This window comes from Fontibacillus panacisegetis (assembly GCF_900102215.1).
Classification (GTDB): domain Bacteria; phylum Bacillota; class Bacilli; order Paenibacillales; family Paenibacillaceae; genus Fontibacillus; species Fontibacillus panacisegetis.
Map to the genome: position 1 here is coordinate 403,726 of NZ_FNBG01000001.1, position 16,830 is coordinate 420,555.

Below are 16,830 nucleotides of genomic sequence, written 5' to 3' on the forward strand. Positions count from 1 at the left end.
TACTGTGATTTATTCCGGATGAAATACTTTAACCGGAGTTACTGCCCCCGTAGATTCATCCACACGGAAAATACCTAGAAATTGTTGATCCGGTCCATATAACCGGATCGTGCTTCCTTTGACAACATCCGGCTCAACAACTGATGAAGAGAGTCGTTGTCCCTGAATGGCTGCCTTTACTTTCTCTTCCTGCACGGTATGTGCAGGCAAGTGATGAACGGCTTGGTCAACTGGAATCAAATGCGATTGCAATGTTCCTGACTGAACATACTCAGCTAGCTGCTCCAGTGTGATACATTGATCTTCTGGAATTCCTGCAGACATCGTTCTCCGAAGCTCCTCCATCGCTGCCGGCACTCCAAGAGCACGCCCAATATCTACACATAGCGTACGGATGTAAGTTCCCTTAGAGCAAAGTGTTCGGAAAGAAATTCGCGGGTGAATATCATCAGGCTGAAACGAAATCATCTCCAGTTCATGAATCGTAACCTCACGAGCCTTACGCTCAACCGTTTTTCCTTCACGAGCAAGTTCGTAGAGACGTTTGCCATTTTGCTTGATGGCGGAATACATCGGAGGCACTTGAGAAATCGTTCCTGTAAATTTGGACAACACATCTAGAACCTGTTCTTCAGTTACTGATACTTGATCAGTACTTTCCAGTACTTTCCCCGACATGTCCTCAGTATCCGTCGCAACACCAAGAATCAAGGTTGCTTCGTATTCCTTAGGAAGCTCCTGAAGATATTCAACCATTCTAGTTGCTCTGCCAAGACACAACGGCAGAACACCTGTCACTGCAGGGTCCAGAGTACCTGTATGACCGATCCGTTTCATTCTCAAAATGCCACGTGATTTAGCAACTACATCATGAGAAGTAAAACCGACTGGCTTACGTATAGGCAAAATGCCTTCGTAGTTCATTTGATTCATAACTGAGCCTTCACCTGCTCCAGCACGTGCAGAACAATCTCATCCAGTGTACCTTCTATACGAGCACCCGCTGCTCGAATATGTCCACCGCCTCCAAAGCTCTGTGCAACGCGGGCTACGTCTACTTTACCTGCCGAACGTAAACTTACCTTAACGGCATTCTCATTAATTACTTTAAACAAAAGACCAACCTCGACACCTTGAATATTTCGGGGATAGTTTACGATTCCCTCCAAATCTTCATGTATAGCTCCCGTAAGTCTCATATCTTCATCGTCGACGGTCACCCAACTGATCTTGCCGTCTTCGCTTATTTGCAATCCATTTAAAGCTTTTGTTAACAAACGAAGCTGAGGCAATGTCATTTGCTCAAGCAGCTTCTCAGACAAGCCCGGACCATCAACTCCATATTCCAGCAGCCTGGAGGCAATTGCCATCACCTTAGGCGATGTACTCGAATAACGGAACCCGCCTGTATCAGTCAACAATCCTGTATATAGCGCTGTTGCTACATCATGATCTAAAGGCTTGTTCATATATTGAATAAGATCAAACAATATCTCGACAGTTGCTGCCGCATTTGAAACGATGAGATTTATAGCGCCATATGCATCATTAGTCGGATGGTGATCAATATTTACAATTCGAGCATCATCAGTAAAGATGAGATGGCTCTTTCCTACTCTTTTAAAATCTGCACAATCCACGCATATTACATTTTTATACTTACTTTGGAGCGGAGTTTCCGATAGATCGACAATTTGCTCTGAGTGCCATAAATAGCTCATTCGCCGCGGAATAGGTCCTTCATTGACCATCGTGTAATTTTTACCCAGACATGAGAGAAGCCAGCCCACCGCAAGGGTAGAACTGACTGCATCTCCGTCCGGCTGTACATGCGACACTACCAGGAAATCGTCTCGCTCCGTCAAAAACTGCTCGATTTGCCGGAACTCCTGTTCATTGGTCTGCATTGCCGTCTCCTTTAAATTCTCATTTTTCTTCTTCATGTGAAATATCGCCCAGCAGCTTTTCAATTCGGCTGCCATATGCAATAGATTCATCTATTTTGAATATCAGCTCAGGTGTATGTCTCAGCCGTATTCTTTTCCCAAGCTCGGTACGCAAAAATCCGTTAGCTTTTTCAAGCCCCTTGAGCGAGTCCTTTTTTGCATCTTCATCACCAAACACGCTCAAATAAATTTTTGCTTGTGACAAATCATTAGTCACATCGACCCCGGTCACTGTAACAAACCCAATACGCGGATCTTTCAATTCACTTTGGATAAGTACACTGAGTTCTTTTTTAATTTGCTCGCTTACGCGGCCGGTACGATTTTTAGCCATTTACGACACCTCGCTCAAAATGCAAGTTCAAAGAGTCAGGTTTCAGTACTACGTGACCAAGATGACTTTTATGAACTACCTTGCTACTTACGTTCGACGGTTTCCATAATAAATGCTTCGATAATGTCGCCTTCTTTGAGATCGTTGTAGTTATCAAGAGTAATACCGCATTCGTACCCTTGTGCAACTTCCTTGGCGTCATCTTTAAAGCGTTTAAGGGAATCAATTTTACCCTCGAAAACAACGATACCGTCACGAATCAGGCGAGCTTCGGCAGCACGAGAAATCTTGCCAGATGTAACCATACAACCCGCGATTGTACCCACTTTGCTAATTTTAAATGTATTACGAACTTCAGCATGCCCAATTACGGATTCTTTATAGACCGGATCAAGCATACCTTTCATTGCCTGTTCAATTTCTTCGATAGCATTATAAATAACGCGATGCAAACGAATATCTACTTTTTCCTGTTCTGCAGTTGCTTTAGTCTGACTGTCTGGACGAACGTTAAAGCCGATGACAATCGCATTAGAAGCTGCAGCCAGAATAATATCGGATTCAGTAATCGCACCGGCGCCGCTATGAATAATTTTAACGCGTACGCCTTCTACTTCGATCTTCTCAAGGGAGCCCTTCAGTGCTTCAACGGAACCTTGAACGTCCGCTTTAATAATTACATTCAGATCCTTGATTTCGCCCTCTTTAATGTGACGGAACAAGTCGTCAAGTGTAACTCTTGTATTAGCACCAAGATCAGATTGACGTTGCGTAATCGCACGTTTCTCGGCAATGTGGCGAGCTTTACGCTCATCCTCAAATACCATGAAAGGATCACCCGCTTGTGGAACTTCCGTAAGACCGGTAATTTCAATCGGTGTGGAAGGTCCAGCTTCCTTGAGACGACGGCCTTTATCATTCACCATTGCACGAACACGTCCGAAGCAGTTACCCGCTACAAATGCATCTCCGACTTTGAGTGTACCGTGTTGAACGAGAATACGAGCAACCGGACCACGGCTCTTGTCAAGCTCAGCTTCAATAACAGCTCCGCGAGCGCGTTTATCAGGATTTGCTTTGTATTCGTTAACTTCTGCCACAAGCAGAATCATTTCCAGCAGACCTTCAAGACCCATTTTTTGCTTAGCCGAAACGTTAACGAAAATTGTATCTCCGCCCCACTCTTCCGGTACGAGTCCGTATTCAGTGAGTTCTTGCTTTACTTTATCCGGATTAGCATCCGGCTTATCGATTTTGTTTACTGCTACGATAATAGGAAGTCCTGCTGCTTTGGCATGGTTAACAGCCTCAACCGTTTGCGGCATGACACCGTCATCGGCTGCTACGACGATAATCGTAATATCTGTAAGCTGTGCACCACGAGCACGCATTGCTGTAAATGCTTCGTGACCCGGAGTATCCAGGAATGTAATCTTTTTACCGTTGATTTCAACTTGATAAGCACCGATATGCTGAGTAATACCGCCAGCTTCTCCGCCTGTAACATTCGTAGAACGAATAGCATCAAGAAGTGTCGTCTTACCATGGTCAACGTGGCCCATAATCGTAACAACTGGTGGACGCTCCAGCAAATCCGTCTCTTCATCCACTTCTTCAATCGTTTCGAAGCGATCGTCCTCAACCGGAATCTTCACTTCAACTTCAACACCGAAGTCACCTGCAAGTAACAAAATAGTGTCAATGTCGAGTTCTTGGTTAATCGTAGCCATTACTCCAAGAGAAATAAGCTTTTTGATAACTTCGGAAGCATCCTTATGAAGCAGTTTGGCTGTTTCGCCTACTGTCATCGTACCACGAACGATAATTTTCTTTGGCGTATTATCGATCTTCTCACGATATTGCTGAGGAGCCTGTGAACCTTTGCCACGGCCACCTTTTCCACCGCGGTTGTTCTTAAATCCGCCCTGACGGTTATCATCAAAACGGTTGTTTCTGTTGTTGTTGTTATAGCCACCGCCGCCGCTGTTACCTTTTCTCGCACCTTGGCCTTGACCACCTTGGTTACGGTTGCTGTTAAAGCCCCCGCTATTAGATCCAGTGTTCGATCCATTATTCGAGAAGTTACGGTTTGGCGATGATTGAGATTGCGTATTACGTGCACCTCCACTGTTATTCCCCTGATATGAGGAATTACCTTGGCCCTGTCCACGATTCGGTTGGTTATTGTTATTGCGATTGCCAGGCGATTGCCCTTGGCCGGAACCTTGCTGTGAAGGACGGTTGCTTTGCCCTGGACGATTATTCTGATGCTGATTTCCGGATGGACGATGACTTCTCTCTTGAGTTGCTGATGTGCTGCTCGTAGCAGCTTGATTATTGGTTGATTGTTTATTATTCATGCTAACCTGCTTTTCATGTTGATTTTTGTCAATATTTTGTCCTTCTTTTACCCCATTATTACGGCCTTGATTTCCTTGCTGGCTCGGATGATCACTAGGTGCTGATTTCGGCGCTTGACTTCCTCCTGCGGAAGCCGGAGCCGACGATTTGACTGGAGTCTCGGTTCGACTCGAGCTTTCACGTTTGGCAGCTGCACTACTCTTGATATCCTTGAAAAATTTCTCTACGCGATCAACCGCATCATTTTCCATAACACTCATATGATTATTGACCGGAATTTCAAGACGTTTAAGAATAGTTATAATTTCTTTACTACTCATATTGAGTGATTTAGCATATTCGTACACCCTGAGTTTATCTTTGTTTTCTTGTTTACTCAATATACTCCACCTCCGACGTTTTCACGATTTCTTTTCTAATCATATCGGCAAACCCTTGATCGGTTAACGCAAGTACTACTCTTTCGGGTTTCCCTACGCTGGATCCCAGCATCTCTCGGTCAAATCCAATGATCAAAGGGACTTTATACGTTCTGCATTTATCGCGGAATTTCTTGTGGGTATTGGCAGAAGCATCTTTGGCAACGATCACTAGTCTGGCTTCAGATGATCGAACAGATTTCAATACAATTTCATCTCCGGTTACGAGTTTTCCCGCCCGCATCGCGAGACCCAGATTAGAAAAAATCTTACTCATCGTTTTCGTCCTCTGCCTCATCTCTGCTGGAAATAAACTCTTCTTCTACAGCCAGAAAATCTTTTGCCAGTTGCTCATATACATCCTGCCCGACCGTAGACTTTAACGCCCTGTCCAGCGCACGGTTCTTATGGGCGAGCTTGAAGCATGCAACCTGGCCGCATAAATAGGCTCCGCGCCCTGATTTTTTACCACTTAAATCGATTGATACTTCGCCTTCCGGTGACCGGACAACCCGAATCAACGATTTCTTAGGCATCATTTGCTGGCAAGCTACACACTTGCGCAGCGGAACTTTTCTAGTTTTCATTACTCAGACCCCCCGTACCTGCTACTGAGTTACGACGACCGGCTCATCATAACAATTAATCAACGGAGACGGAATCCTGAGGCAATTCACCTTGTTCGGTTTTCTCTCTACCAAATTCCTCTTCCGCCTGAGTCTCACTCTTGATGTCAATTTTCCAGCCCGTCAGCTTGGCTGCCAAGCGAGCATTTTGACCTTTAATCCCGATGGCGAGGGATAACTGATAATCAGGAACGATAACACGCGCCATTTTTTCCGCCTCAAACACTTGAACCTCTAGCACTTTGGAAGGACTCAGCGCATTTGCTACATATTCCTCCACATTCTCTGAATAACGAACGATGTCGATCTTCTCGCCACGAAGCTCATTCACAATGGTCTGAACACGAGTACCCTTTGGACCAACGCAGGAGCCTACAGGATCAACTTCACTATTGCGGGAATACACGGCAATTTTTGAACGAAACCCAGCTTCACGAGCTACAGAGCGAATCTCAACAACACCGTCGAAAATTTCTGGAACTTCCAGTTCAAAGAGACGTTTCAAAAGTCCCGGATGAGTCCGCGAGAGCAAAATTTGCGGTCCCTTCGTCGTGTTCTCAACCTTGGTGATATATGCTTTAATCCGGTCACCGTGTTTGAACTTTTCATTTGGCATAAGCTCATTTAATGGAAGATGTGCTTCGATTTTACCAAGATCAACAAAAACGTTGCGAGGATCCTGACGCTGTACAATACCGGTTACGATATCCTCTTCTTTTTCCACGAAAGCATTGTAAATAAGTCCGCGTTCAGCTTCCCGAATGCGTTGTGTTACAACCTGTTTAGCTGTCTGGGCAGCAATACGTCCAAAGTCACGAGGCGTTACTTCAATTTCTGCTACGTCATCCAGCTGGAAGCTGGCATTAATCTCGCGAGCAGCAGGCAATGAAATCTCTGTTCTTGGGTCCAGTACTTCCTCTACTACAAGCTTGCGAGCGTATACTTTAATCGCTCCGGTATGCCGGTTCATATCTACGCGAACATTTTGCGCAGTATTGAAGTTTCGTTTATAACTGGAGATCAAGGCTGCTTCAATCGCTTCAAATAAAATATCCTTGCTAATCCCTTTTTCCCTTTCCAATTCATTCAAGGCTTCGATAAAATCCATACTCATTTGCCTCGAGTTCCCCCCTTCATTAGTTCCGTGCAAATCACGTTAAAAGATAATAGCCAATCTGGCGTTAGCAACTTTACTGTAAGGAATAATGTAGTTTTTCTTGCCTGCTTGAATAGCAAGCTCATCATTATCAAATGAAAGTAGTCGACCTTCAAATTCCTTTAATCCATCCACCGGTTCATATGTAGTCACAAAAACATCTTTCCCGACAGCCTTTAATACATCCGCAGCTTTCTTAAGGGGACGCTCTGCTCCAGGCGAAGATACTTCCAGAAAATAAGCCGAAGGTATCGGATCGTTCTCATCCAGTTTCTCACTGAGAAACTCGCTGATCCGACCACAATCATCAATATCAATGCCTCCGTCTTTGTCTACAAATACGCGAAGGAACCAATTGCTCCCCTCTTTCACGTATTCAATGTCAACCAGTTCAAAGCTATTTTCCTCCAAAAAAGGGGTGACCATCTCTTCTACGGCCGCTCTGATCTTCGGTGTGCTCAAGCTTACATTACCTCCATAATGGTTGTTTCCTATATACCAAAGAGTAAAGAGTGGGTTTCCCCACTCTTTAAACAACGGTTCTATACTCATGATTACCAAAAAAATTATAACATAGTCCGGTAATAGTGACAAGTAAATGACCCTTACCCTGCTTACTAGAACAAGGAGAGCTGGTTGCTTTCCGGCAATCCACGGAAGCATCCCATTGTACCAAGCAGCTCGACAACAGTCTTACTTGCTTTCGACTTTTGCTGGAAATCTTCTATAGATAAAAATTCTCCCTGCTCTTTGGCAGCTGCAATATTACGGGCGGCGTTGTCACCAATTCCCGCAAGTGCAGAGAACGGCGGAATGAGGGCATCGCCATCCACTATAAACTTCGTCGCCTCGGAACGATACAGATCAATGTTCTTGAAGCGCAAACCACGTGCCGTCATTTCCAGCGCCATCTCAAGAATCGGAAGCATGTTCTTCTCCTTAGGTAACGCTTGAAAGCCTTTTTGCTCGATTTCTTCAATTTTTCGATAGATTGCTTCATACCCTTGGCAGAACAGCTCGATATCAAAATCTTCACCGCGAACCGAGAAATACGTCGCATAATATTCAATCGGATAATAGAGCTTGAAGTAAGCGGTGCGTACCGCAGAAATAACATATGCGGCAGCATGCGCTTTCGGGAACATGTACTGGATTTTTAGACAAGAATCAATGTACCATTGCGGCACCTTGCACTTTTTCATTTCTTCAATCCACTCATCTGACAAGCCCTTTCCTTTACGCACACTTTCCGTAATTTTAAAAGCCAGGCCTGCATCCATCCCTGCCTTGTAAATCAAAAACAGCATAATATCGTCGCGACAACCAATTACCGTTTTAATGTTGCATGTTCCATTTTTAATCAGATCCTGCGCATTTCCCAGCCATACCCCTGTTCCATGGGACAGTCCTGATATTTGCAGTAAATCGGCAAAAGTAGATGGCTGTGATTCTATAAGCATCTGACGTACAAACTTGGTTCCCATTTCAGGTACACCATAGGTTGCAACCGGTGTTCGAATTCGTTCCGGACCCACCCCCAGCGCTTCCGTTGAGTTGAACATGCTCATGACCTTAGGGTCATTCATCGGAATCGTCGTGGGGTCAACTCCTGTTAAGTCCTGCAGCATCCGCATCATCGTCGGGTCATCATGACCCAGAATATCAAGCTTGAGCAAGTTAGCATCGAATGCATGATAGTCAAAATGAGTTGTCATCCATTCTGCACTTGTATCATCGGCAGGAAATTGAACAGGTGTAATATCTTCTACTTCAATGTAGTCAGGTACAACAACAATTCCGCCTGGATGCTGACCCGTGCTTCGCTTCACTCCAGTACAGCCGGATGCAAGACGATTTAGCTCAGCTCCTCGCCAATGCTTATGATGCTCTTCTTCGTATTTCTTGGCAAAACCAAAAGCCGTTTTCTCCGCGACTGTACCAATTGTCCCGGCGCGGAACACATTTTTCTCACCAAACATGACCTTCGTAAAATTATGAGCCTCCGGCTGATATTCACCGGAAAAGTTAAGATCGATATCGGGAACCTTATCACCCTTAAAACCAAGGAAAGTTTCAAACGGAATATCCTGTCCTTCTCCCTTAAGCTTATGACCACAATTCGGGCAATCCTTATCAGGCAAGTCAAATCCACTCGGAATACTGCCATCAAGGAACCATTCGCTATGCTTGCATTCTGGATTCAAACAAATGTAATGAGCAGGCAGCGGGTTAACCTCGGAAATACCGAGGAAGGTAGCTACTACAGAGGAACCTACAGAGCCCCGAGAGCCTACGAGATATCCGTCCTTATTGGACTTTTTCACCAATCGTTCGGAGATGAGATAATTGGCAGAGAAACCGTATTTAATGATCGGCTCCAATTCCTTCTCCAAGCGTTTGACGACAACTTCCGGCAAGTCTTCACCATAAATCGACTTCGCCGTGTCATAGCAAGTATTGCGGATTTCTTCATCTGCCCCATCTAAAATCGGTGTAAACAGCTTATCCGGAAACAGCTCGATCTCCTCAAAGTTATCTGCAAGCTCATTGGTATTCTTCACAACAACCTCATAGGCTACATCTTTACCTAGAAATTCGAATTCCCCTAGCATTTCATCAGTTGTACGCAAATGTGCATCAGGCTTGCGAATATCTTTGAGCGGACTGAAACCAGTAATGCCATGTATCGTTATATCTCTGTACAGCTTGTCTCGCGGCTCTAAATAATGCACATTTCCAGTAGCGATCACAGGTTTCCCGAGCTTCAATCCGATTTCGACCACTTTACGAACCGCTGTTTTGAGTTCTTCTACACTACCGACCAAGCCTTTATCTACTAAATGCATATACATCGTCAAAGGCTGAATTTCCAGCACATCGTAAAAATCGGCTATTCCTTCGGCTTCCTCAACCGTTTTGTTAAGGACCGCTTCAAAAAACTCACCCTTTTCACAACCGGAGATAATAAGTAATCCTTCACGCATTTCAGCAAGCCTCGACTTAGGAATACAAGCGACCCTCTTAAAATATTGGGTATGGGACATGGATACGAGCTTAAATAAATTTTTCTTGCCTACTTGATTTAGTGCATAAATTCCACAGTGGAATGGTCTTGAGTTCGACAGGTCTTTACCAACTTTATGATTTAAGCGATCGAGTGTGAGCAGACCCTCAACCTTAACTGCATCATCGATTAATCCGTTTAAAATGTTAGCAAGTGCAATCGTATCATCAATGGCGCGGTGATGGTTCTCAAGCGAAACCTTGTATTTAGCAGCCAGTGTATTCAGACGGTGGTTTTTCATTGTAGGATGCAGCATCCGCGCCATTTCAAGAGTATCCAATACGGGGTTCACCATTATCGGAAGTCCCAATTCCTTGAGCTTGGCATTTACGAAATCCACGTCAAATCGAGCATTATGAGCTACTAGGACAGCATCTCCAGCGAATTCCATGAATTGCTTCAGGACCGGCTCAACCTCCGGTGCATCCTGGACCATTTCATCATTAATATTCGTCAATTGCTGAATGTGATATGGAATCCGTTCATGCGGATTGACGAAGGTGGCGAATCTATCAATTTCCTTCCCTTCAATCATCTTCACAGCAGCGATTTCAATAATTTTACACTGTGTGACAGAAAGACCGGTGGTTTCAATGTCAAATGCGATGTAAGTAGTCGTCTTTAGATCATCAGGTCTAGGATTTAATACAACCGCAACATTGTCGTTGACCACGTTGGCTTCAACACCGTACATCATTTTAATGCCGTTCTTCTTTGCAGCCTTAGCGGCATCAGGGTAGCACTGAATGCCACCATGATCAGTAACAGCAATCGCTTTGTGTCCCCATTTGGCAGCCGTCTTCACATAATCGCCAATCGGGGTTACGGCGTCCATCGTACTCATCGTCGTATGAAGATGAAATTCAACTCTTTTTTCATCCGCGTTATCTTTACGGGAAGGAGGTGCAGAGATTTCGCACAAATCCGAAGGTATCATCACTAACTCTGGAACTTGCATAAAACGATCCATTTCTACTTTGCCACGGGCTTTAACCCATTTCCCATTGGCCAGCTGGTTCATAATTTTAAGATCTTCCTTGTTCTTTGCAAACAACTTCATCTGCAAAGAATCCGTAAAGTCCGTTAAATTAAATATAAACAACGTATTGCCGTTACGCAGTTCCTTGCGATCGAGGCCAAAGATTGTACCCTGAACTGTAATCTTCTTCTCTTCGTCCTGAATTTCTTGAAGTGGAACCGCCTGTTCCTTGAGATCGTAACCAATCTGCAGCTTGATAGCTTCGCCATCTACTTCCTCAGGAGGTGCGTCCACAGTCATGCTCTCCATCAACTGTTGAATCACTTCGCGTTCTTCTTCCACGATCCGTTGCTGGAACTCTTCAAAGGCTTCTGCACTGCTTTCGCCCGTACTAAGCTTCACTCTCAAGGTTAGCCCAAAGTAATTTTCATAATATGCAATAATAGCTCGATCGATTTGTTTTTTGCGGGCCAACTCCAGTGTCATGCTGTCACCAAATGTAATGGATACGAGGTCTCCGTCTACTTCATATGCAGCCCTTGCCATCCAGCCATTAACGGACGGAACTTCACGATGTACCCAATCCAGAAACAGCTTCCAATACTCAGATACAATTTCTGAAGCAGCTAAGCGGCTGTCATAATGAAAAATAAAAGATATGTGCGCTATATGCTCAAGCTTTTCCTTAACTCTAACGTAGAAGGTTCGATAAGCTTGTGCCGGAACTAACGTCTCCTTGCAGATCGTGATTACCCAATCCCGATTGCTTCGACTGACCTCAACCTGTTCAATGTATCCATCAAGAAAGTAGGGATCGACTAATGAAGCTGGAACATCCGCTTGCTTCATCAACAGTTCAAGTCTCGTTCTTTTTCCCTGAGCGTCGGTCATGTCTTCCCCTCCGAAATTTCTAAATAATAAAGCTCCCGGCAAAGAGCCGACAGGTCATCAACCCTTCGACATACCCTGCCGGAAGCCTTTCATAAGGTTGCTCAAAAAGTCGATACGTTGACTTTCTGAACATTGATCTAATTCATCATCTACTTAGTAAGCTCTTGCAAAAACAACTGTATGTTGTGCTGGTTCTCCGCACACAAGACATTTTGTCTTCGTCACTTCCGGCTTAAACGGAATGTTGCGGCTTGTTGCCCCTGTCTCGTCCTTCACATGGCGCTCGCAAGCTTCGGAACCGCACCAGCCAGCCAAAGTGAAGCCACGCTTTTCTTCGATACTTGCTTTCATTTCATCCAAAGTATCTACAGAGTAGAAATGCTCTTCCCGGAAAGCTTTAGCGCGATCAAACATTTCTTGATGCACTTTCTCCAGCATAGCTTTCACTTCTGCAACAAGATTAGCTTGCTCAATGACTTTTTTCTCTCCGCTGATGCGGGAGACGAGAACGCATACCCCATTCTCCATATCACGAGGTCCGATCTCAAGTCTCACAGGAACACCGCGCATTTCATATTCATTAAACTTCCAGCCTGGACGAACATCAGCACGATCATCAATCCCGACACGAACGCCTGCTTTTTTCAGCTCAGCAAACAGTTCATCAGCTTTCCCTACTACTGCATCGCGTGTTTTTGGTGGTCCTATCGGAATGATCATGACTTGTTTTGGAGCTACCTTTGGAGGAAGCGCAAGCCCACGGTCATCACCATGTACCATGATCAAGGAACCGATCAATCGTGTACTAACTCCCCATGAAGTGGTGTGAACATATTCCTGAACATTTTCACGGTTCAAATATTTAATATCAAACGCTGTTGCAAAATTTGTACCGAGATAATGCGATGTACCTGCTTGTACTGCACGTCCATCTTTCATCATCGCTTCAATAGAATAAGTATCTACTGCACCTGCAAACTTCTCAGATGGAGTTTTCTGACCCACGATCACCGGAATCGCTAGATAGTTCTCTACGAAGTCGCGGTAAATTTCCAACATACGCATCGTTTCTTCGCGAGCTTCAGTTTCATTCTCATGAGCAGTATGGCCTTCTTGCCATAGGAACTCACTAGTACGAAGGAATGGCAAGGTTCGTTTTTCCCAACGCACTACGTTAGCCCATTGATTAATCAGAACAGGCAGATCACGATATGATTGAATCCATTTCTCGTACATATGACCAATCATCGTCTCAGATGTTGGACGGATTGCAAGACGTTCTTCAAGCTTCTCGCCAGCCGCTTCAGTCACCCATGGAAGTTCAGGATTAAATCCTTCTACGTGTTCTTTTTCCTTCTGAAAGAAGCTCTCTGGAATAAACAGCGGGAAATACGCATTGCGATGTCCCGTCTCTTTAAATCGTCGATCCAGCTCTTGCTGGATATGCTCCCAAATTTCATAACCATCCGGTTTGAACACGATACAACCACGTACAGGTGAATAATCCATCAAATCTGCTTTTTTTATGACATCAATGTACCAGCGAGAGAAATCCTCACCTTGTGGCGTAATTTCTGTTACAAATTGTTTCTCCTCATTAGCCATACGAACCCTTGTCCTCCCGTTATAAACAACACAATATGAAATATAAGTTAATCCATCTACCCAATAAGTCGCAAAATATCATTATAAGTTACAGCGATCATGAGCAGGAACAACATCGCAAAGCCTATAAAATGCACGAGCCCCTCGCGATTGGGATCGATCGGTTTTCCGCGCACTGCCTCAACAGCTAAAAAGGCAAGTCGGCTTCCGTCCAATGCCGGAATAGGTAATAGATTGAATATTCCAAGGTAAAGACTCAAAATAGCTGCCCAGTAAGTTAATTGCGCTATACCTTGTTTAGCGATTTGTCCAGTCACTTCAAATGTACGAACCGGTCCTCCCAGATCATCCATTGAGAATTTGTTGATCAACTGCTGGAATCCTAAAAATATCGCTTTAGTGGTGTACACCATATCTTTACCTGCTGTTGTAATACTCTCACCAAACGAAGCGCTCCGTGTCGGGAAATAAGTTATGATGGAGCTTCCGACCTTTCCGCCCTCTTCATTCTGCACAGAACGAGGGGTGATTGTGATCGATAAGGTTTCCTCACCACGTTTGACCGTCCAAACCATAGGTTTGTTCTCTGATGCTTTGATCATTTCGATCATTTTATTCGCATCTGTCCCAACCGGTATATCGTTAATCGTCTCAACAATATCGCCCTTTTGCACTCCTGCTTCCTCAGCAGGCATACCTTTCATAACATCACCGATCTGCAAATGACTGGGATTCTCTAGCGGAATTCCTGCCATTTGAGTATGAAGGGCAAAAAGTACAAACGCGAGAATAAAATTCATCAACGGGCCGGCAAAAATAGATAATGCTCTTTGTCCAACTGTTTTGCTCCCGTATTGCCGATCACGAGGGGCAATTTGTGTATCTTTGCCTTTAGTAACAAGCATGGCTTGTGGATGAACCCGATAACTAATTATCTCTCCATCAACATCAAGCTTTACATGAAGGTGATCCTCCAAATCAATTTCCTGAACTTCACCGCGAATGACATTTTTTCGACTATCGAGGCGATCCAAATATATTTTTCGAACTTCATCGCCTTCAATTCTGAGTGCAACCGTCTGCCCGTTTGAAATCTGGACAAGCTCGGGATCTTCTCCCGCCATACGGGCATACCCGCCAAAAGGAAGCAGGCGAAGCGTGAACTGCGTCTCGTCTCTTTTAAAGGAGAACAGCTTAGGCCCAAATCCGATAGCAAATTCTCGCACCAGAATCCCTGCGCGTTTTGCAAAGAAATAATGTCCCCATTCATGCACCGTCACGATGACAAAGAACATGAGAACCGTCAAAAAAATGATCTTCAGCAATTCCAATCGTAAGCATCCTCCTTCTGACCACAGATCGTCCAACGTTCTTCTAGATTATCATTATTCTCCGATCACATACAAGAGAATACCATCGTGGAAGTTTTTAAACTAAAATGTGTTATTGGTAATAAAACCTACTAAATAGTCGACGCCAATGAACGAGCCCATCGATCAGCTTCCTTGATTGTCTCCAAATCCGGATTATCCAGAACATGATGACTGGCAAGAGCTGTTTCAATTATTTGCTCGATCTTCAGGAATGAAATTTCCTGATTTAAGAAACGAGCAACCGCTACTTCATTCGCAGCATTGTACACAGTCGGGGCTGTTCCTCCTATTTTACCACATTCGAAAGCAAGTCTTAAACACGGGAAACGTTCAAAATCCATTTCTCGGAAATGAAGCTTGCCGACCTCAGCCAAAGATAGCCGTTTAGTCGTTGATTTCCATCTTTGGGGATAGGTAAGAGCATATTGAATGGGTACTCTCATATCTGGTGATCCGAGCTGAGCAATTACGCTTCCGTCACGATATTCAACGAAGGAGTGGACAATACTTTCAGGATGTAACAATACGCCGATCTGTTCAAAGCCAAGCCCAAACAGCCAATTGGCCTCTATTACTTCCAACCCTTTGTTGACCATCGTGGCCGAATCAATTGTTATCTTTGCCCCCATAGACCAATTCGGATGCTTAAGCGCATCTTCAACAGTTACGTGCTGAAGCTGATCCCTAGTTAAGTCACGGAAAGATCCTCCAGATGCGGTCAGCGTAATTTGCTGTACATCCTCCAAATTTTCCCCGTTCAGGCATTGAAAAATGGCGGAATGCTCGCTGTCCACAGGCAGAAGGGCTACACCTTTCTTTTTCGCCAAATCTGTCACTAAATGACCCGCAGTAACAAGTGTCTCTTTGTTCGCGAGCGCAATATTTTTCCCTTCAGAAATCGCCGCTAATGTAGCAGGTAATCCTGCACTACCTACTATAGCTGTCAATACAGTCTCTGCATCTGTCCCGGCAGCCACCTCCACGAGTCCTTCTTCACCGTAAAACAGTTCTACACCTTGTGGAAGTTGTGGTCTGATTTGATCAGCTAACGATTTATTAGCGATGGAAGCTTTTTGAGGCCGGAAACGGTTTACTTGTTCCACGAAGAGTTCAATATTTGATCCTGCGGAAAGGCCAACGATTTCAAAATGCTCCGGATGCTGCATGACAACGTCCAGGGTTTGAGTGCCGATGGAGCCAGTAGAACCGATCACAGCAATTTTCTTCTTCATAACGCACCTCTTATTTAAACTTATCACTATAATTAATAAGGAAGGAGCATCAGGATATGTACAAACGGAAATACCGTAATCCAGCTATCGCAACGGTCAAGTATACCTCCATGACCAGGCAGCAGTGTTCCCGAATCCTTAATGCCATACACCCTTTTATATGCTGATTGGATTAAATCGCCCATTTGACCTACAATAGCTGCCGAAATACCTAGCAGGATAGCACGTCCAATTTCGAGCAGCCCCCCAGACAAGAGGGCAAAAATAAGTGAAACTACAACAGCAAGTACAATCCCTCCGATTGCACCTTCAACTGTTTTGTTAGGGCTGATTACCGGCCACAGTTTATGTTTACCGAATCGACGACCTGTAAAATATGCCCCGGCATCGCTGCTCCAAATCGCAGCTAGCATCAAAAAAGTCCAGAACAGACCGTTTCCATCCGGTGTATTCCGCGTATATGCAATGTAAGTGAATCCTAATCCAATATAAGCTAGACCAAGAAACAATAAAGCGGCTTGTGCAATGGGAATTTCATTCTTCGTTAGAACAGTAATAGCCAAAAACAAAAATAAGAAAAGCCAAAGTATCGCCAAAGTCCCCAATGGCTTTTCAAGTCCTAGTGATTCCCATGGGAACGTTATATACAATATCCCTAAATACCCAATGACGGCGGTTCCTCCAAAGGCAGGGAGCTTAATCATACGAACGAATTCATAGAAGCCAATCAAGGCCATCAAAACAATTAGTGTTTGAAACGCAAGTCCACCGATGACACATAGACCGAGAAAAAATACACCGGCAACAATTCCTGTAATCAACCGCTGCTTCAACTACCTACACC

At 44.5% G+C, this 16,830-nt stretch carries 13 protein-coding genes; all 13 read right to left on the minus strand.

What is annotated here, in order from left to right; all coding sequences use genetic code 11:
* Positions 1-9 precede the first annotated feature (9 nt).
* A complete protein-coding gene (truB, locus tag BLS49_RS01920) occupies positions 10-933 on the minus strand; it encodes a tRNA pseudouridine(55) synthase TruB (protein WP_091226242.1) in 924 nt (307 codons plus the stop codon).
* Positions 930-1,907, minus strand: a complete 978-nt coding sequence (locus BLS49_RS01925) for a DHH family phosphoesterase (protein ID WP_091226463.1) — start codon at positions 1,905-1,907, stop codon at positions 930-932. Before BLS49_RS01925 ends, truB begins: the two co-directional genes overlap by 4 nt.
* Before the next feature lie 19 nt (positions 1,908-1,926).
* Positions 1,927-2,280, minus strand: a complete 354-nt coding sequence (rbfA, locus tag BLS49_RS01930; protein ID WP_091226244.1) for a 30S ribosome-binding factor RbfA — start codon at positions 2,278-2,280, stop codon at positions 1,927-1,929.
* Between the two features lie 83 nt (positions 2,281-2,363).
* On the minus strand, positions 2,364-5,021 hold the full coding sequence (infB, locus tag BLS49_RS01935; protein ID WP_091226245.1) for a translation initiation factor IF-2: 2,658 nt from the start codon (positions 5,019-5,021) through the stop codon (positions 2,364-2,366).
* Complete coding sequence (locus BLS49_RS01940; protein ID WP_091226247.1) at positions 5,014-5,337, minus strand: L7Ae/L30e/S12e/Gadd45 family ribosomal protein; 324 nt, start codon at positions 5,335-5,337, stop codon at positions 5,014-5,016. The genes infB and BLS49_RS01940 overlap by 8 nt, the downstream gene beginning before the upstream one ends.
* On the minus strand, positions 5,330-5,647 hold the full coding sequence (rnpM, locus tag BLS49_RS01945; RefSeq protein ID WP_091226249.1) for an RNase P modulator RnpM: 318 nt from the start codon (positions 5,645-5,647) through the stop codon (positions 5,330-5,332). The genes BLS49_RS01940 and rnpM overlap by 8 nt, the downstream gene beginning before the upstream one ends.
* A 55-nt stretch (positions 5,648-5,702) precedes the next feature.
* Positions 5,703-6,800: a transcription termination factor NusA gene (gene nusA, locus BLS49_RS01950; protein ID WP_091226251.1), complete on the minus strand. Its 1,098-nt coding sequence runs from the start codon at positions 6,798-6,800 to the stop codon at positions 5,703-5,705.
* A gap of 42 nt (positions 6,801-6,842) precedes the next feature.
* Positions 6,843-7,304, minus strand: coding sequence for a ribosome maturation factor RimP (rimP, locus tag BLS49_RS01955; protein ID WP_091226252.1), 462 nt, complete (start codon positions 7,302-7,304; stop codon positions 6,843-6,845).
* Positions 7,305-7,459: 155 nt separating this feature from the next.
* Positions 7,460-11,776, minus strand: coding sequence for a PolC-type DNA polymerase III (locus BLS49_RS01960; RefSeq protein ID WP_091226254.1), 4,317 nt, complete (start codon positions 11,774-11,776; stop codon positions 7,460-7,462).
* Positions 11,777-11,929: 153 nt separating this feature from the next.
* Complete coding sequence (gene proS, locus BLS49_RS01965; RefSeq protein ID WP_091226256.1) at positions 11,930-13,381, minus strand: proline--tRNA ligase; 1,452 nt, start codon at positions 13,379-13,381, stop codon at positions 11,930-11,932.
* 56 nt (positions 13,382-13,437) lie between these two features.
* Positions 13,438-14,712, minus strand: a complete 1,275-nt coding sequence (rseP, locus tag BLS49_RS01970; RefSeq protein ID WP_091226257.1) for an RIP metalloprotease RseP — start codon at positions 14,710-14,712, stop codon at positions 13,438-13,440.
* Positions 14,713-14,843: 131 nt separating this feature from the next.
* Entirely contained in the window at positions 14,844-15,986 is a 1,143-nt protein-coding gene (locus BLS49_RS01975) for a 1-deoxy-D-xylulose-5-phosphate reductoisomerase (RefSeq protein ID WP_091226258.1), read from the minus strand.
* A gap of 32 nt (positions 15,987-16,018) precedes the next feature.
* Complete coding sequence (locus tag BLS49_RS01980; protein WP_091226260.1) at positions 16,019-16,819, minus strand: phosphatidate cytidylyltransferase; 801 nt, start codon at positions 16,817-16,819, stop codon at positions 16,019-16,021.
* Positions 16,820-16,830: the final 11 nt, after the last annotated feature.